Source organism: Luteimonas changyuni, from assembly GCF_039548395.1.
In the GTDB taxonomy this organism is placed as follows: domain Bacteria; phylum Pseudomonadota; class Gammaproteobacteria; order Xanthomonadales; family Xanthomonadaceae; genus Luteimonas.
In genome coordinates, this window is the sequence record NZ_JBCLUZ010000035.1 from 23,321 (window position 1) to 38,815 (window position 15,495).

General features: G+C 70.2%; 19 protein-coding genes. 11 read left to right on the forward strand and 8 right to left on the reverse strand.

Translation table 11 applies throughout. The features are described 5' to 3' along the window. Positions 1-23 precede the first annotated feature (23 nt). From WCD84_RS12340 to WCD84_RS12355, 4 genes are all read right to left on the reverse strand, one after another. Positions 24-944: a hypothetical protein gene (locus WCD84_RS12340; protein ID WP_343255185.1), complete on the reverse strand. Its 921-nt coding sequence runs from the start codon at positions 942-944 to the stop codon at positions 24-26. A gap of 178 nt (positions 945-1,122) precedes the next feature. Beyond that, the gene (locus WCD84_RS12345; protein ID WP_343281540.1) at positions 1,123-1,743 is read right to left on the reverse strand and encodes a DUF938 domain-containing protein; all 621 of its coding nucleotides are present in this window, start codon (positions 1,741-1,743) and stop codon (positions 1,123-1,125) included. Between the two features lie 47 nt (positions 1,744-1,790). Next, a complete protein-coding gene (locus tag WCD84_RS12350) occupies positions 1,791-2,636 on the reverse strand; it encodes an aspartyl protease family protein (protein WP_343281541.1) in 846 nt (281 codons plus the stop codon). Positions 2,637-2,721: 85 nt separating this feature from the next. Next, positions 2,722-3,048 carry a hypothetical protein gene (locus tag WCD84_RS12355; RefSeq protein ID WP_343281542.1) on the reverse strand — a complete coding sequence of 109 codons (327 nt, stop codon included), beginning with the start codon at positions 3,046-3,048 and terminating at the stop codon, positions 2,722-2,724. 105 nt (positions 3,049-3,153) lie between these two features. On the opposite strand from WCD84_RS12355, the gene WCD84_RS12360 reads away from it, so the two are divergent. From WCD84_RS12360 to WCD84_RS12370, 3 genes are all read left to right on the forward strand, one after another. Further along, a complete protein-coding gene (locus WCD84_RS12360; protein ID WP_343281543.1) occupies positions 3,154-3,747 on the forward strand; it encodes an RNA polymerase sigma factor in 594 nt (197 codons plus the stop codon). Beyond that, complete coding sequence (locus WCD84_RS12365; RefSeq protein WP_343281544.1) at positions 3,744-4,190, forward strand: hypothetical protein; 447 nt, start codon at positions 3,744-3,746, stop codon at positions 4,188-4,190. The genes WCD84_RS12360 and WCD84_RS12365 overlap by 4 nt, the downstream gene beginning before the upstream one ends. Positions 4,191-4,321: 131 nt before the next feature. Continuing rightward, on the forward strand, positions 4,322-5,767 hold the full coding sequence (locus tag WCD84_RS12370; RefSeq protein ID WP_343281545.1) for an Hsp70 family protein: 1,446 nt from the start codon (positions 4,322-4,324) through the stop codon (positions 5,765-5,767). Here WCD84_RS12370 and WCD84_RS12375 read toward each other — a convergent pair. Next, a complete protein-coding gene (locus WCD84_RS12375) occupies positions 5,736-7,481 on the reverse strand; it encodes a M28 family metallopeptidase (protein WP_343281546.1) in 1,746 nt (581 codons plus the stop codon). The two genes, WCD84_RS12370 and WCD84_RS12375, sit on opposite strands and share 32 nt — an antisense overlap. 134 nt (positions 7,482-7,615) lie before the next feature. On the opposite strand from WCD84_RS12375, the gene WCD84_RS12380 reads away from it, so the two are divergent. Both WCD84_RS12380 and WCD84_RS12385 read left to right on the forward strand, forming a co-directional pair. Next, positions 7,616-8,233, forward strand: coding sequence for a hypothetical protein (locus tag WCD84_RS12380; RefSeq protein ID WP_343255189.1), 618 nt, complete (start codon positions 7,616-7,618; stop codon positions 8,231-8,233). A 33-nt stretch (positions 8,234-8,266) separates the two neighbouring features. Continuing rightward, positions 8,267-8,482 carry a helix-turn-helix transcriptional regulator gene (locus WCD84_RS12385; RefSeq protein WP_449280116.1) on the forward strand — a complete coding sequence of 72 codons (216 nt, stop codon included), beginning with the start codon at positions 8,267-8,269 and terminating at the stop codon, positions 8,480-8,482. Positions 8,483-8,582: 100 nt separating this feature from the next. Here WCD84_RS12385 and WCD84_RS12390 read toward each other — a convergent pair whose 3' ends face one another. Next, positions 8,583-9,893 carry a lytic murein transglycosylase gene (locus WCD84_RS12390; RefSeq protein WP_343281550.1) on the reverse strand — a complete coding sequence of 437 codons (1,311 nt, stop codon included), beginning with the start codon at positions 9,891-9,893 and terminating at the stop codon, positions 8,583-8,585. Positions 9,894-10,039: 146 nt separating this feature from the next. Here WCD84_RS12390 and WCD84_RS12395 point away from each other — a divergent pair, with 146 nt between their 5' ends. The 5 genes from WCD84_RS12395 to WCD84_RS12415 all read left to right on the forward strand — a co-directional run bounded on the left by WCD84_RS12395 (position 10,040) and on the right by WCD84_RS12415 (position 12,225). Continuing rightward, a complete protein-coding gene (locus WCD84_RS12395) occupies positions 10,040-10,525 on the forward strand; it encodes an MgtC/SapB family protein (RefSeq protein WP_343279790.1) in 486 nt (161 codons plus the stop codon). A 74-nt stretch (positions 10,526-10,599) separates the two neighbouring features. After that, positions 10,600-10,944, forward strand: coding sequence for an I78 family peptidase inhibitor (locus WCD84_RS12400; RefSeq protein ID WP_343279791.1), 345 nt, complete (start codon positions 10,600-10,602; stop codon positions 10,942-10,944). A gap of 79 nt (positions 10,945-11,023) precedes the next feature. Next, the gene (locus tag WCD84_RS12405; protein WP_449280117.1) at positions 11,024-11,368 is read left to right on the forward strand and encodes a ribonuclease domain-containing protein; all 345 of its coding nucleotides are present in this window, start codon (positions 11,024-11,026) and stop codon (positions 11,366-11,368) included. Beyond that, positions 11,365-11,781, forward strand: coding sequence for a barstar family protein (locus WCD84_RS12410; RefSeq protein WP_343281547.1), 417 nt, complete (start codon positions 11,365-11,367; stop codon positions 11,779-11,781). The genes WCD84_RS12405 and WCD84_RS12410 overlap by 4 nt, the downstream gene beginning before the upstream one ends. A 105-nt stretch (positions 11,782-11,886) precedes the next feature. After that, a complete protein-coding gene (locus WCD84_RS12415) occupies positions 11,887-12,225 on the forward strand; it encodes a hypothetical protein (protein ID WP_343279793.1) in 339 nt (112 codons plus the stop codon). 9 nt (positions 12,226-12,234) lie between these two features. Here the strand turns inward: WCD84_RS12415 and WCD84_RS12420 are convergent, their stop codons facing one another. Next, complete coding sequence (locus WCD84_RS12420) at positions 12,235-12,471, reverse strand: hypothetical protein (protein ID WP_343281548.1); 237 nt, start codon at positions 12,469-12,471, stop codon at positions 12,235-12,237. A gap of 32 nt (positions 12,472-12,503) precedes the next feature. Further along, positions 12,504-13,103, reverse strand: a complete 600-nt coding sequence (gene folE / locus WCD84_RS12425) for a GTP cyclohydrolase I FolE (protein WP_343255195.1) — start codon at positions 13,101-13,103, stop codon at positions 12,504-12,506. Positions 13,104-13,277: 174 nt separating this feature from the next. On the opposite strand from folE, the gene WCD84_RS12430 reads away from it, so the two are divergent. Further along, entirely contained in the window at positions 13,278-15,176 is a 1,899-nt protein-coding gene (locus WCD84_RS12430) for a DUF885 domain-containing protein (RefSeq protein WP_343281549.1), read from the forward strand. The last annotated feature ends 319 nt before the right edge of the window (positions 15,177-15,495 follow it).

Here is a 15,495-nt window from a genome sequence, read left to right on the forward strand (position 1 = left end):
GGCTGGTCATGGATCGGGGAGGATCAGCGGGTGCGCGACTGGTACAGCAGCGCCGATTCCGGCGTCGCATCGGACACCTGCTGCCAGCGGGCCCAGATGGTGCCGATGTCGTCATCGAACACCAGCGTGTCGCGCGCAAGCGCCGTGGTCGCAAGGTCCTGGCCGTCCGCATTGGCGGAGATCACGAACACGAAGCGCGGTGCGGCCGGGTTGAACGGCGCCGGGCGATCGGCCTCTTCGCCCATGGCCACGACCAGGTCCTCGGCGACGCGCGCCGGATGCGGGCTGCCGTCCCCGGTCCTGGCCGCATAGCGGTCGGGCGGCGCGGAAACGTCACGCCCGAACCATTCGCCTTCGGGCCCGGCAGGACCTGCCAGCGCAGCGCAGGGCGACCCGAGGCAGTCCACCGCGGTCGATTCGTCGGCGGACAGCTCCCTGCGCGCCGCCTCTTCCACGCCGGCGCGCATTCCCTGCCGCGGCGCCATCACGAATCGCCAGGCCACGTCCGGCCCGACTCCGAATTCGGACACATCGGCCAGGTGCTCGTCCGGCACCGATCCGCGCAGGTCCTGGTGCCGCGCGGGCCCCAGGTTGAAGCGCTGCACTTCGACGTAGTCCAGGTTCCGGTCCGGCGCCTGGGCATCGGCCGCGACGTGCCAGCTGACCCGGTAGCGCGCGTGCGGCAGCAGTCCTTCCCGGTGCTCGACCAGCAGCAGGGCACGCACCGGCGGCGCCAGGTCGGCGTCGGGATTGAAGGCCGACGCGCCCTGCCCCGGGAAGCGCTCCGCGCTGTAGTACGCCGCGCTTTCAACGGCGTCGGCATCGACGTGGCTGAAGCCGGCGGCGCTGGCCCAGGCAGGCGGCGCCGGCGGCGGCCCTGCGAAGCAGAGGGTGGTGCCCGTACTCAGCAGGCAAGCAAACAACAATGGGCGCATGGGCATCATCGGCGGCATCCTTTCCCGGGCATGAAGAGAAGGTCCGTTCGCGTGGCGCGAAGCCACCCGAGCGGGTCCCGGAGATATACGCCACCCGATGCGCCGGGCGGACAGTGCCTCGTCGCTCCAGTGGGATGCCGACGCTGCGCGTCCTGCGCGGGCGCCGGTGGCAGCGCCCGTCGAAGGGTCAGGGTGTCGAGTGGCCGGCCGCCCTGCGCGAGAAGACCAGGCAGCGGTTGTTGGCAGGCATCGCGACATCGGCCGCGATGTGCAGGCCGGCCCTGGACGCCAGCGCCGCCACCGCTTCGAAGTCGCGGATGCCCGAACGCGGATCGCGCGCCTTCAGCCAGCCGTCGAAGTCGCGATTGCTGTCGCTGGTGTACGCGCCGCCGTAGTTGAACGGTCCGTACACGACCAGGGTGCCGCCCGGCGCGTCGTGCAGCACCCGGCCGACGCCGGCGAAAAAGGCCTCGACCTCGGGCCAGCCCATGATGTGCAGGGCGTTGGACGTGAACACCGCATCGAAGCGGCCCGCGGCAGGCCAGGGCCCGTGCGCGACGTCGAGCGTGATCGGTGCCGGCGTGTTGGGCAGCGCAGCTTCGTCGAGCCAGAGGCGGATGCCGGCAAGGTTGTCCGCGAACTCGGAGCACTGCCAGCTGAGCCAGGGCATGGCCGCGCCGAAATGGACCGCGTGCTGGCCCGTGCCGCTGCCGATCTCGAGCACGCGGCGGTGGCCGGCGAAGCGCTCGCGCAGGACCGCGAGGATCGGATCGCGGTTGCGGTCGCAGGACGGGGCGTGTGGTTTCATCGGGCCAGTCTGACCGATCCCGCAGCGCCTGTTGCGCCAGACAGCCGTCAGGTTTTTCCGGGGCTGGCGGGCGGACACAGTGCGACCCGCTTCGATCGCTGGTCGACAAGGATCACGAAGCCCTGGAGCGCATGCGCGCCGACCAGGAGTTCCGGATAGCGATCCGACACCCGCACTTCGGCATCTTCGATGCTCGCCGCACCGATCCTGACGGGCCCGCGGATCACGCCGCGCATGGTTTCGATCCGTCCGTTGGTCAGCCCTCCCGCACCGGCAGGTTCCAGCGGCGTACCCTCGAGCTGGCCATACAGCGCCTGCGGCATGAGGAAGGCCACGTTCGCGCCGGTATCGATGTTGCCCTCCGTCCGGACATCGCCGATCGACACGGAGACGCGAAAAGGCCGCTCGTACTCCAGGATCGAATCCCCGCCGGCCGGCAGGACAAGGCTGCGGCTGAAGGACAGCATCCTCCGCGGATAGTCGATGACCAGCAGGCCGTCTTCAAAGAACCCGCGGCCAAGGATCCCCAGGAATGGCGCTTCCGGCGACATCAGGCGGCTGTAGTCGCGGGTGATCACTTCCAGGTCGTGTCGCGACAGGCCGCCCAGCGCCAGCGACTCCAGGCGCGTGGTATCCACGACCGTGCTCTCCAGTCCGTCGGAGGTGCTTGCGCTTCCATGGACCTCAAGCCCGAGCACGGCAACCAGGGTAGCGTCGGCGCGGCCTCTGCCGCTGGCCCCCGTATCGACGGCAAAGCGGAACGGTCCCCGCCCATTGACCCGGGCCTGGACATAAATGCGTCCATCGACAACTTCGAAGGGCACCTGCGCGTCGAAGTCGCTTCGCGCCGCTTCCCCGATGGCACACGCATCGGACCGCGCCGCGGCATCCACGTTGCCGGCGTCGCCGAGGGCCGCCATGAGCATCACTGCAAGGAGCATCATCGGGATCCCGGTCCACGATTGAAGACGGGCGCCCTCACCGCTTCCGGCCGTCAAGCAGGTAGTAGGCCAGGTGGCCCAGACCCGTCGCACCAAGCAGCAGCGCTGCCACGCCCGGCGTGACCTCGCGCGCCCCGATCAGTTCCACCAGGCCGAAGCCGATGGCCAGCGCCACCAGGACCGCGCCCCACTGCAGGGATGACTGGCGGCGACGGCGCGCCTCGCCTTCGAGCAGCGCGCGCACCAGTTCTTCCGAGCCCCGGGCCTCGAAGATCCGGCGGCGCGCATAGGCTTCCACCGTGACCTTGATCGAGTAGGCGACGGCGGCGAAAAGGGAGATGGGAATCAGGATGTCGAAGTTCATGGCGCGCCTGCATCGGTCGGTTGACCAAGGAGATACGCCCGGCGACACGGCGGTTGCACCACGCCGATTGCAACCGGCGCGCCGATTCCCGTATCCCTGTCCTCGATGCTTCAAGCCAGTCCATCTTCCGACAATGCCGCCGACGCCGACCACGCGCTGGTGCAGGCCGTTCTGTCCGACGCCCCGGGTGCCTTCGAGCGCCTGGTCCGCGACTATCAGGGCCTGTGCTGGCATGTCGTCGACCGCTTGGTCCGCCATCCGGACGATACCCGCGAACTCTGCCAGGAGGTTTTCCTGCGCATCCACCGCACGCTGCACCAGTACCGCGGCGAGAGCGCGCTGAAATCATGGATCGCACAGGTCGCCTGGTCGGTGGCCGCACGCCATCTCGAGCGCAAGCGCATCCCGATCGCCGAGCCCGATGACGACGCCCCGCCCCTGGAAGAGCGGATCGGAGACGGCTTCGACCTTGAGGCCGCAGCATCGGACGCGGAGGCCGTCAGGCGGCTGCACCGCGCCATCGAAATGCTGCCACCGCTGCAGCGCAGCGTGCTTGCGCTCTACCATCTGGAAGAGATGCCGATCGCCGGGATCGCGGAGGTCACGGGCCTCGCCGAAGGCACCATCAAGAGCCATCTGTTCCGCGCACGCAAGCGGCTGCGCAGCCTTCTGGAATCACGCATGGGAGTTCCGCCATGACCACGAAAGACACGGCCCCCAAGGTCGACGCCAGCGAATGGGAGGCCCAGGAACAGGGGTTGCGGGTCGCACGCGGCAATGGACACGGGCCGGCTGACTCCGACGCCGTGGCCCACTGCTACCGTCTGGTGGCCACGGCAGTAGCAACCGCCCCACGCAGCGAGCCGCCGCCCGGCTTCGCCGCGGCGGTCGCGGCCAGGGTCGGCATCCGCGACCCGGGGTTCGAGCGGATCCTGGTTCGCAGCCTGCTTCTGATCCTTGCCACCGCATCGATCATGGCAGCGGCGCTCTACGCCGACGCGGCGTGGTACGCGCTGCGCCAGGCGCTGGCCACCGACGCGATGCCGTGCCTCGCGGCCGCCGCAATCTGCATCGCCCTCAACTGGATATCCGGCCAGATCCGTCGGCTTCACGCGCTCCCGCCCATGATCCCGAGGCGCTGAACGCCTGCAGCAGGCGCACGATCTCGATGGCCGGGCGATGGCGGCGGCGTTGTCGACCGCGACCCACGCTCGGCATGGATTGCCCGGCATCGGCACAATGGCGGCCGCTCAATTGATGGCAGGCCCTGGACATGCGGATCGGAGTTGACTTCGGCACGAGCTATTCGGCTGCGGGGGCCGTTGTCGACGGCGAGGTGCAACTGATCCGGTTCGGCGACCAGGAGCAGTTCCGGACCACGGCATTTTTCCCGCAGCGGCTGCCGGATCTCCACAAGTTCGAACTCACCGATGCGCTGCAGGGCGACGTGGCGCGCTGGATGGGCAGTGCCAAGAGCGAGCAGACCCGCGAACTGGCGCGCCTGGACGGCCTGCGGCAGGCGGCGATGGCGCTACCTGTGCAGCAGCGCGCGGACGCGCTGGCCCAGGTCCCGACCATGCGCCGGCGCAGCGACGATGAACTCCGCCGCGCGGCGATCGCCGCCGTGCGCCGGAACTGGGCCGCCGCGGAAGTGCGCGAAGCGATGGAAGCGAAGGCCGATCTCGACGACGCGCTTTACGGCGACGAGGCGGTGGATGCGTTCCTGTCCGCCGGCGAAGGACACCTGGTGGTCTCGCCGAAATCGATGCTCGGCTACAGGCTCGACGCGCATGCGCGCGACGTGCTGCTGGGCATCGCCACGCACGTGCTGCGCCATATCCGCAGCACGGCCTCGGCGCAGCTGCGCACGGACGTGCGCTCGGCGGTGATGGGCCGGCCGGTGCGCTTCCGCAGCTCGATGCAGGAGGCCGGCGGCGAGCAGGCGCTGGAGATCCTCACCGACGCCGCCCGCGCCGCCGGCTTCGACGCGGTCGAGTTCCTCGAAGAACCCGCTGCCGCCGCCTACGACTACCACCGCCGCAGCCGCGAGGTCCGTCGCACGATGATCCTCGACATCGGCGGCGGCACCACCGACATGGCGCTGGCGCTGGTGGGGGGCGATGCACCGGCGCCAGTCGTTCATGGCGCCTGGGGCGAGCCCGTCGGCGGCACCGACGTCGACCTGGAGCTGAGCATGCGCGCGGTCATGCCGCTGTTCGGCAAGAACGTGACCAGGACGCCCGTGCATCGCTACTACGAGGCCTCGCACGTGCAGGACCTGCAGCGACAGAACAACTTCCGCAGCGCCAACTTCGACGATGTCGACGCGCCCTGGCGCGAGCGCCTGGTGGCGCTGCAGCAGGCCGGGCACACGGTGCGCCTGAACCGCGCCGTCGAGCGCGCCAAGATCGAACTCAGCGGCAGCGAACGCGTGCCGCTGGATCTCGGCTACATCGAGCACGGCCTCGGCTGCGACATCGACCGCGCGCATCTCGAGGCCGCCGCCGAACGGCCGTTCCTGATGCAGCTGCGCGCGCTGATGCGCGAAGCCCGCGCCGGCGCGGACGAGGCGCCGGAAGTGGTCTATCTCACCGGCGGCATGTCGCGCTCGCCCTACGTTCCGGCGCTGGTGGCCGAAGTGTTCCCGGGCGTCGAGATCGTGCGCGGCGATGCGTCGCTGGGCGTGGTCACCGGGCTTGCGCGCGCGGCCGCGGCCTGAAGGACCGACGCGCGGATGCACTCGCTTCACGCGCCTCGCGGAACTCGCTGCCCTCGTCCCAGCTCGGCCACCGGTCCGAATCGGCAAGCGTGCGTGCCAGCCGCAGCACGACTTCCGTATCCGCGGTCGGCCCGCGCATGTCCCAGCTGTCGTCGAACTCGTCATCGGGCTGGTGGTAGCGCCTGGCGAAGTAGTCCGCGCGCGCGGCCATGCCGCCTTCCACGCCGCCTTCCAGCTGGTCCATGCCGGGGCCGATGGTGATCGCCGGCACGCCGGCCTGGGCGAATGCGAAATGGTCGGCGCGGTAGAAGAAACCGGCTTCGAGGTTCGGGTCCGGCGAATACGTACGGTCCAGCGATTCGGCCGCCGCCACCAGGTCGCGCTCCAGCGAAACCTTGCCCTGCCCCCACGAGGAAACGTCGCGGGTCGGCCCGTCCGGACTCCACATTTCAAGGTTCAGCACGGCGGCCGTGGTGGCCAGCGGGCGCAGCGGATGCGCGGCGTAATGCGTGGCGCCCAGCAGGCCGCTCTCCTCGGCGGTCAGCGCCAGGAACAGCACGCTCCGTGCAGGGCGCGGACCTGCATGCAGCGCGCGCGCGATTTCGATGATCGAGGCGACGGCGGTGGCGTTGTCGACGGCGCCATTCATGATCGCGTCGCCGCTTTCGTCCGGCGCGCCGATGCCGAAGCTGTCCCAGTGGCCCGACAGCGCCACGGTCTCGTCCGGACGCGAAGCGCCGCGCAGCAGGCCGGCGACATTGTGGCTGGTGATGCGTGCGTGCTCGACGTCGAAGGCGGCGCTGAAGCGCGCGTCGCCCAGCGCATGTGCCTTGAAGTCCGGCTGCTGCGCGGCGCGCTTGGCGGCGTCGAAGTCCAGGCCGGCGGCGGCGAACAGCCGCTCCGCGGTGGCGCGCTGGATCCAGCCGCGCACGCGCAGGTGGTGGCTGTCGGCGTCGTCGCGGACGATATCGAACTGCGGCGCGGCGCGGCCGTTGCGCACGGTGGCCCAGGGATACGCGGCCGGTTCGGTCTCGTGCACGATCAACACGCCGGCGGCGCCCCGCTTCGCGGCCTCGAGGTATTTGTACGCCCAGCGCCCGTACCAGGTCATGGCGCGGCCGCCGAACTTTCCCGGCGCTGTTTCAAAGTCGGGATCGTTGACCAGCACGACCACGATCTTGCCGCGCACATCCATGCCGGCGTAGTCGTCCCAGCCGAGTTCGGGCGCGGTGATGCCGTAGCCGGCGTACACCAGCGGCACGCCGGACAATTCAACGCGCGGCGCGGGGTGCAGGCTTTCCAGCGCGATGTCGTCGCCGTTGACGAGCGGCATCGGCTGGCCGGCGACGGTGAAGCCAGTGGCGACATCGCCGTGGATTTCGCTGCGCGCAAGCGTCACCGCCTGCAGCCAGGTGCCGTCGTCACCGGCGGGTTCGAGCCCTGCGGCGGCGAACTGCTCCGCGATCCAGGCGATGGTCTTCGCCTCGCCCGGCGTCGCTGGCGCACGGCCTTCGAATTCATCGGAGGCAAGCATGCGCAGGTGGGCCGCAAGGTTGTCGCTGCTGATCGCGGTGCCGGCGGCGGCGGTGTCCGCGACGCCGGCCGCGCGGCTGTCGGCTGCGGCGGCCCCGTCCGGCGCGATCCGGTCCGCCGGTCCGCTCGAACAGGCGGCCAAAAGCACCGCCACGAATGCCAATCCCGATGCACGCGCCATGGGCGTCATTCCGTTTGCAGAAGACCGCCATTGTGCGCATGGGCCGGGCTCCCGTCGTCCACATGTAAAAAATACTTGACATGACCCCATCGCAATGTAAAAACTTGTTTACATCAAGCCAAGGGAGAACTGTCGTGACGATCGGGCGCTGGGGGTGGATCGGACTGCTGGCCGTGGCGGGCACCGGCCTGTGGTTGCTGCTGGGCAGCGGACGTGTGTTCGGTCACGACATCGGCGGTCTGGGCATGACCCTGCTGATCGGCTGTACGTGGGTGGCGCTGTACACCGCCTCGTCAATTCCGCGCGGCGAGTTCGAGCAAGGCGCCTCACCCGGTGAGTGGAAGGCCTGGATCGGCTTCGCCTTCATGCTGGTGGCCACCCTCTACTTCGTCCTGCACGCCGAGGCGTTCAGCGGTGATGACCGCGCGGCGGCGCGGCGCGTGGCGACCAATCTCGTGCTGCTGCTGGTGGCGTGGACCGTGCTGTCGCGGCTCATGGCCTCGCGCTGGAAGGATCGCGTGCAGGAGGACGAACGCGACCGCGAGATCGAAACACGCGGCGCCGCCTGGGGTCGCGGCGCGCTCGTGGTCGGGGTGATCTCCCTCGCGGTAACGCTGGGCCTGTCGCCGGAGCACAAGCTGCAGTGGGCCACGCACTTCGCGATCGGCAACATCCTGGTTTTCGTGCTGATGATCGGCTGGCTGGTCGAGGCTGCGGCGATCGCGCTCACCTACTGGCGGGACCGCCGCTGATGCCGCTGCCGTCATTGGCGGGGTGCTGACGCGATGACCGGCACTCCGCTGGAAAACGACATCCGGCGCCTGCGCCTGGAGCGCGCCGGAATGACCCAGCAGCAGCTGGCCGATGCCTGCCAGGTGACCCGGCAGACCATCATCGCGCTGGAGGCGGGCCGCTATGCACCGTCGCTGGAACTGGCGTTCCGGCTGGCGCGCGCGTTCGGCGTGGGCGTGGAGGATGTGTTCCGCTGGAAGACGCCGTGAAGCGCCGTGAGCGCCGCCAGGGCAGTTGGCGCCTGTCCGCGCGCGGCCGCCGCAGAAGCAGCTGCGGCCCTGCATGGTCGTCGCGGGGTCCGTCGCGCGCTTACTGTGCGGCGGGCGTCTTTTCAGCCCGCAGCGCCGTCAGTATGCGCAGCCCTGCGCGCCCGTCGGCGGGCGTGAAGCCCAGTCGCGCCTGTTCGGCGGCAATTGCCCGCCGGGTCAGGGTGCCGACCATGCCGTCCGCCTCGCCGATCGCATGGCCGCGCGCCAGCAGAAGTTCCTGCAGCTCGCGGCGCTCGGCACGTCCGATGCCGGGGTCATCGGTGGGCCAGGCGGTGGCAAAGGCGCCGCCGCCGCGCAGACGATCAGCCAGATGGGCGATGGCAAGGGCATAGCTCTCCGCCGCGTTGTAGGAATAGATCGCGTCGAAGTTCTTGAACACCAGGAATGCCGGACCCTTGGCGCCGGCAGGCAGGATCACAGCGGCGCGCGCGTCCGCCGACACTCCACCCACGGCGCTTCCATCCACGCGCCTGACCCCCTGCTTCACCCATTCCGACAGCGGCTTGCGACTTGTCCGACCCGCCTGCGCGGCATTGAAGCCTTGCGGCAGCTGCACCTCGTAGCCCCAGGGCTCGCCCGTGCGCCAGCCGGAGCGCTTCAGGTAGTTGGCCGTGGATCCCAGCGCATCCGGGATGCTGCCCACCAGGTCGCGGCGGCCGTCACCGTCGAAATCCACCGCGATGCGCTGGTAGGTGCTGGGCATGAACTGCGTGTGCCCGAACGCGCCCGCCCAGGATCCGGTGATGCCTGGATCGACCAGGTCGCCGTTGGCCAGCAGCTGCAGCGTGGCGATCAGCTCGCCCTGGAAGAACGGCTGCCGCCGCCCGAAGCAGGACAGCGTGGACAGCGAGACCAGCAGCGGCCGCTTGCCGAAACTCTTGCCGTAGTCGCTCTCCACGCCCCAGACCGCGACCACCGTGGCCGGGTCCACGCCGTATTCCGCCTGCGCGCGCGTAAGCGTCGCTGCGTGCGCGGCGAGCATGGCGCGGCCGTCGTCGATGCGCTGCTGGTCGACCAGCGCGGCCAGGTAGTCCCAGATCGGCGTGCTGAACTCGGGCTGCTGGTCGAGCAGCGGCAGCACGCTCATGTCCGGCGCCAGCGCGGCGGTCAGGCGGTCGAAGCTGCCGGCATCCACGCCTTTGCCCGCGGCGGTGCCGCGCAGCCTGGCCATGCAGGTGCCGTACGTGGCGAGTTCGGCAGCCGTCGGCCCCGGCTGGACCGCCGGCGCTTGCGCGACCTGCGCGACGGGCGCGACGGGCGCGACGGGCGCGACGGGCGGCGAGGGTGCCTGCGCCTGCGCCATCGCGGCGGCGGCTGGCAGGGCCAGGATCAGCGTGGCAAGCGGGGGCATCAGGCGCATCCGGAAACTCCGTGTTCGACCCGCGGGATTGTAGGCACGCCCCGCGAGCGCTGGCGTCACGCGCGATGAACAGGCGACTTCACGGCCGGCAGACCGCCGCTGCGCTGTCATCGCGGTCCGGACGACAGGGAAACACGATGGACCTTTTTCAGAACACCGAGCTCTGGATCCTGGCGCGGGTCGCCGCGGCGATGGCGCTCGGCGGCGTGCTCGGCATCGAGCGCGAGCTGGGCCGCCACGCCGCCGGCCTGCGCACGCACATGATGATCGCCGGCGCCGCGGCGCTCATCGTCGGCCTGGGCGATGTCGTCGCCGAACATTTCACCCAGGAGCAATACCGCGACCTGCTGCGCATCGACCCCGGCCGCCTGATCGAGTCGGTGGTGGCCGCGGTCGGCTTCGTCGGTGCCGGTGCCATCCTGCGCGCGCGCGGCGACCAGCAGGTGCGCGGCCTGACCACCGCCAGCTCGCTGCTGATGGCGGCCGCGATCGGGATCGCCGCCGGGCTCGGCAACTATCTGCTGGCGCTGGGTGCTTCGCTGCTGTGCGTGGTGGTGCTGGCGGTGTTCCGCCGGGTCGAGTCACGGCTGGGCACCGACGAACCCGGGGACGACCGCTCATGACGGCGCAGCCGTACCCACCCAGCACCCCCGCCGCGCATGCGGCATGATCGCGCCATGACCCCGAGGAGCCGCATATGTCCCGCTTCCACTCCGCTCGCCACTTTGCCGTGCTGCTGGCCGCGCCACTGGCCTTCGCCGTGGTCGCCTGCTCGCCCGCACGCGAGCCCGCGCCCGTGAACGGTGCACCCCCGAAGATCGTCGATGGCGGGCTTGGCGGCAGCTGTGACGCCAAGGCGGCCGAGCAATACGTCGGCCAGATGCTGGACGAAGCCGTGGGCGAGCGCGCCAAGGCGGCCACAGGGGCCCGCGGCGTTCGCGTCATCCGACCGGGCATGGCGGTGACCATGGACTACCGCGCCGGACGCCTCAATATCGAGGTCGACGACGACGGGCGCATCACCAAGGTCAGCTGCGGCTAGACCGATGGCAGGCCGCAGCCGGGGGAAACGCGCGCCGCGAAGCTGGACCTGGCTGGTCGCGGCGCTGTTGCTGGTCGGCATGTGGCAGCTGCTGGAACGCCGGGACGGTCCGCCGCTGCCGGCGGGTTCCAGCACCGGACCGGCACTCGCCTTCCTGCCGGCGGAGGCCCACGCCACCCTGGCCCTGATCGACCGCGGCGGGCCGTATCCGCATCGCCAGGACGGCGGCGTGTTCCAGAACCGGGAACGCCTGCTGCCGCAGCGTCCGCGCGGGCATTACCGCGAATTCACCGTCGCCACCCCGGGCTCGCGCGACCGCGGCGCGCGCCGCATCGTCACCGGCGGCGACCCGCCCGCGGAGTGGTACTACACGGCGGATCACTACCGCAGCTTCCGCGCCTTCGACCGCGGGGACCGGCCATGAACGCAGTGGAGCTTGGCGCGATGCTGGCCGATGCCAGCCAGGCGGCGGCCTACTTCGTCGATATCCACGATCGTGCCGCGCTGGTGGAATCGGCCACCTCGCTGGACTTCACGGTGCGTGCGGCCGACCTCGAGTTCGCCGACGACAAGGCCGCCCTGCTCGATGAACTTGCCGCCGCGCTGGACTTCCCGCCGACCTTCGGCGGCAACTGGGACGCGCTGGCGGACAGCCTCGGCGACCTGTCCTGGCTGCCGGCGCCGGGCTACCTGCTGCTGCTGGATCACTGCGCCGGCCTGCGCGAGGGCGCCGCGGACGACTTCGCCACCCTGCTCGACATCCTCGACGAGGCGGCCCGCAGCCACGCCCGCGCGGGCGTGCCGTTCTGGGTGCTGCTGCCGGTGTCGACGCCGTGACCCGCGTACACCTGCCCTGCACGCGGACTTAGCGAAAAAAGGACGCCCCGCATACGTCCACGCGCGGATACTCGGTCGCGAGCCCCTGACCGTGGACCCTCTGCGATGAAGCGACTCTTCCCGATCACCGGCGCCGCATTGGCGCTCTCTCTCGCGGCCTGCAGCGACCCGAGCCAGGCCTACACCCCGGTGGATGACCTGCCTTCGGCACAGGACGCGCCCGCGGAGCGCACCGATCCCGGTGCGCTGCCGGTCGACGATGCCGCGCCCGCCCCGGCGCCGACCACCATCGACCCGGCACTGCCGCCACCGGTGGATCCCAGCCTGCCGCCGGTGGACCCCGCCACGCCGCCGATTGATCCCACGGTACCGCCGATCGACGAAACCCAGCGGCCCCCACCGCCGGTGGATTCGCCAATGGCCAGCGAGCCGCCGACTGGCTGAGCCGCGGCGTCAGTCGTCGTCGCCCTTGCGGAAGTCGACCGGCTGGCTCGGGCGGTCGCTGCTGATCCGGCCGCCGCTCTCGCGAAGGCAGTCGCGCGAGACCGGTTCGCCGGGGCGGTCGATGCCGCCGACGCACAGCGGGTTGGCATCGACCGCGGCGTTGGTGTCGAAGAACTCGGGCGTCGCCGCGCAGGCACTGACCAGCGCCACGGCGCAGGCGGCAAGGGTGAAGCGCATCGCACGCATGGGACTCTCCTCTCTGTGGGTGGGTCTGTGGTTCAGGCGCGCGGATCGCCGATGAAGCGGAGGAACTCCGAGCGCGTGCGCGCGTCGTCGCGGAAACCGCCCAGCATCTTCGAGGTCACCATGCTGACGCCGCGCTTGTGCACGCCGCGGGTGGTCATGCACTCGTGGCTGGCTTCGACCACCACGCCCACCCCGCGCGGCTTGAGCACGTCCTGGATGACCGCGGCGATCTGCGCGGTCATCTTTTCCTGCACCTGGAAGCGGCGGGCATAGGCGTCGACCACGCGCGCGAGCTTGCTGATGCCCACCACCTTGCCCTCGGGCAGGTAGCCGACGTGGGCGCGGCCGATGATCGGCGCCATGTGGTGCTCGCAGTGGCTCTCGAACTCGATGTCGCGCAGCACGATCATCTCGTCGTAGCCGGCGACCTCTTCGAAGGTGCGCTCGAGGTATTCGCGCGGATCGTCGGCATAGCCGCTGAACCAGTCGCCGTAGGCCTTGGCCACCCGCTTGGGCGTGTCCAGCAGGCCTTCGCGCGCGGGATCGTCGCCGGCCCAGCGCAGCAAGGTACGGACGGCGGCCTCGGCCTCGTCGCGGCCCACGCCGTTGCGCTGATCGTCCGGATTGGCCATCGCCCTGCTTCCTGTCGCCTGGAAACCGCCATGGTACCGCGCCGCGGACACGGGCCAGGACGGGCGCGCCCGGGCCAATGGGCCTGACCCGGCATCCCCATTCATGGGAAAGTCGGGCCACGACCGTGCCCCCGGGCCGGGATCCTCGCCAACCCTCCCTCCGGAGAGCCCCAGATGCGCACTGCTTCCGCCCGCTCGCCCCTCGCCATCGCCCTCGCGCTGGTCCTTTCCCTTGGCCTGGCCGCCTGCAACGACCCCGGCACCGCCGCGCCCGCCGGCGACCCGGCGACCACGGCCGCCACCAGGGCCACGGCGGCCGACCCGGAAGCCGAGACCGCGCGCCTCAACGCCTGGTTCGAGGAGAAGTACGAGGAGCAGCTGCAGTTCAGCCCGATCCAGCTGACCTTCCTCGGTCGCAAGGAGCTCTACGACCGGATCGACGATGTCTCCGAGGCCGGGATCCGCAGGCAGCTGGAGTGGATGGAGGCCTCGGTGGAGGAGATGGAGGCGCAGTTCGACTACGACCGCCTGGAGCCCGAGGCGCAGCTGTCCTGGAACCTGTGGAAGAAGCAGTACGAAAGTGCGCGCGACGGCATGCCTTTCCTGCTGGACGGCTACTCCTTCGACCAGATGAACGGCATGCACAGCATGGCGCCGACCTTCATGATCAATTTCCACAAGGTCGACGACGAGTCAGATTTCCTGGCCTACGTGGCGCGCCTGCGCGCGCTGCCGGCAACCTTCGACATCCTGCTTGAACGCACCCGCGCGTCGGCGGCGCAGGGCATCCGCCCGCCGAAGTTCGCCTGGGAGGGCGTGGCCGACCAGTCGCGAAAGATCATCGCCGGCGCACCTTTCGACGATGGCCCCGACAGCGCCTTCTGGGCCGACGCCCGGGCCAAGGCCGACGCGCTGGCGGAGTCCGGCAAGATCACCGCCGAGCGTGCCGCCGAGCTCAAGGAAGAGGCGCGCAAGGCCCTGGTGGACGAGGTGAAGCCGGCCTATGAGCGCATCCTCGCGCTCGCCGCAGAAGAGCTGCCCAAGGCGGCCGGGAACCCGACCGGCGTCGGCCAGACCCATCCCAACGGCGCCGCCTACTACGCCTACCAGCTGCGCGAGAACACCTCCACCGACATGACGGCCGACCAGATCCACGAGCTCGGCCTGTCCGAGGTCGCGCGCCTGCGCGGCGAGCTGGAGGCGGTGCAGGAGCAGATCGGCTTCGAGGGCGACCTGCAGGCCTTCTTCAGGCACGTGCAGGCCGACCCGGCGCGCCTGTACCCCGACACCGACGCCGGCCGCCAGGCCTACATCGACGACGCCACCAAGGCGATCGACAACATCAAGAAGCACCTGCCGCAGTACTTCGGCCTGCTGCCCAAGGCCGACCTGGTGGTGAAGCGCGTGGAGGCCTTCCGCGAGCAGGACGGTGCCGCCCAGCACTACAACCCGGCCTCGCCCGATGGTTCGCGACCGGGCGTGTACTACGCGCACCTCTCCGACATGAACGCCATGCCGAAGACCGAGCTCGAGGTGATTGCCTACCACGAAGGCCTGCCCGGCCATCACATGCAGATCTCGATCGCGCAGGAGCTGACCGGGGTTCCGACCTTCCGCACCCAGAGCTTCGACACCGCCTACAACGAAGGCTGGGGCCTGTACTCGGAGTGGCTGGCCAAGGAGATGCCCGACACCTACCAGGATCCGTATTCGGAATACGGCCGCCTGATGTCGGAGATGTGGCGCGCGATCCGCCTGGTGGTCGACACCGGCATGCACGCCAAGGGCTGGACCGAGGAACAGGCCGTGGCCTACTTCCGCGAGAACAGCTCGGTGCCGGACGCCGCGATCCGCTCGGAGATCCAGCGCTATCTCGTGTTCCCGGGCCAGGCCACCGCCTACAAGATCGGCATGATCCGCATGCAGGAGCTGCGCCGGAAGGCCGAAGCCGAGCTGGGCGACGCCTTCGACATCCGCGGCTTCCATGACACCATCCTCGGCGGCGGCGCGATGCCGCTCGACCTGCTGGAGCAGCGCGTGGATCGCTGGATCGCCGCAAACAAGCCCGGCTGACCCGAGCAACGGGGCTGGCCCACCCCGGGCCCGCCCCGCCAATCCCTCCCTCCGGGAGCGGCGATCCCTGTGGGAGCGGCTATAGCCGCGATCGGCGAACGGGGACGTTGCAATCGCGGCTATAGCCGCTTGTGTCTTAGCTTTGCCTTAGCGTGTAGGCGAGAGCGGAGTGCGGGACGCCGACAAGCCGGGGTGCCGTAAAGCACGTGTGGGAGCCAGGGCGCCCGCACTCCAGGCTCTTGCCAAAGCCCGAACAGTTGAACGAGTCAGCAGCTCGCACTGCACAAGCGTGGGCCGGCAAGAGTGCTCTCCCGTCCAG

Bases quoted from the DNA above. Each gene is read 5' to 3' on its own strand.
- WCD84_RS12360 (WP_343281543.1), top strand. From the start codon at position 3,154: ATGCTTCAAGCCAGTCCATCTTCCGACAATGCCGCCGACGCCGACCAC.
- WCD84_RS12370 (WP_343281545.1), top strand. From the start codon at position 4,322: ATGCGGATCGGAGTTGACTTCGGCACGAGCTATTCGGCTGCGGGGGCC.
- folE (WP_343255195.1), bottom strand. From the start codon at position 13,103: ATGGCCAATCCGGACGATCAGCGCAACGGCGTGGGCCGCGACGAGGCC.
- WCD84_RS12395 (WP_343279790.1), top strand. From the start codon at position 10,040: ATGGACCTTTTTCAGAACACCGAGCTCTGGATCCTGGCGCGGGTCGCC.
- WCD84_RS12410 (WP_343281547.1), top strand. From the start codon at position 11,365: ATGAACGCAGTGGAGCTTGGCGCGATGCTGGCCGATGCCAGCCAGGCG.
- WCD84_RS12355 (WP_343281542.1), bottom strand. From the start codon at position 3,048: ATGAACTTCGACATCCTGATTCCCATCTCCCTTTTCGCCGCCGTCGCC.
- WCD84_RS12345 (WP_343281540.1), bottom strand. From the start codon at position 1,743: ATGAAACCACACGCCCCGTCCTGCGACCGCAACCGCGATCCGATCCTC.
- WCD84_RS12375 (WP_343281546.1), bottom strand. From the start codon at position 7,481: ATGGCGCGTGCATCGGGATTGGCATTCGTGGCGGTGCTTTTGGCCGCC.
- WCD84_RS12340 (WP_343255185.1), bottom strand. From the start codon at position 944: ATGATGCCCATGCGCCCATTGTTGTTTGCTTGCCTGCTGAGTACGGGC.
- WCD84_RS12365 (WP_343281544.1), top strand. From the start codon at position 3,744: ATGACCACGAAAGACACGGCCCCCAAGGTCGACGCCAGCGAATGGGAG.
- WCD84_RS12390 (WP_343281550.1), bottom strand. From the start codon at position 9,893: ATGCCCCCGCTTGCCACGCTGATCCTGGCCCTGCCAGCCGCCGCCGCG.
- WCD84_RS12430 (WP_343281549.1), top strand. From the start codon at position 13,278: ATGCGCACTGCTTCCGCCCGCTCGCCCCTCGCCATCGCCCTCGCGCTG.
- WCD84_RS12405 (WP_449280117.1), top strand. From the start codon at position 11,024: ATGTGGCAGCTGCTGGAACGCCGGGACGGTCCGCCGCTGCCGGCGGGT.
- WCD84_RS12420 (WP_343281548.1), bottom strand. From the start codon at position 12,471: ATGCGTGCGATGCGCTTCACCCTTGCCGCCTGCGCCGTGGCGCTGGTC.
- WCD84_RS12400 (WP_343279791.1), top strand. From the start codon at position 10,600: ATGTCCCGCTTCCACTCCGCTCGCCACTTTGCCGTGCTGCTGGCCGCG.
- WCD84_RS12415 (WP_343279793.1), top strand. From the start codon at position 11,887: ATGAAGCGACTCTTCCCGATCACCGGCGCCGCATTGGCGCTCTCTCTC.
- WCD84_RS12385 (WP_449280116.1), top strand. From the start codon at position 8,267: ATGACCGGCACTCCGCTGGAAAACGACATCCGGCGCCTGCGCCTGGAG.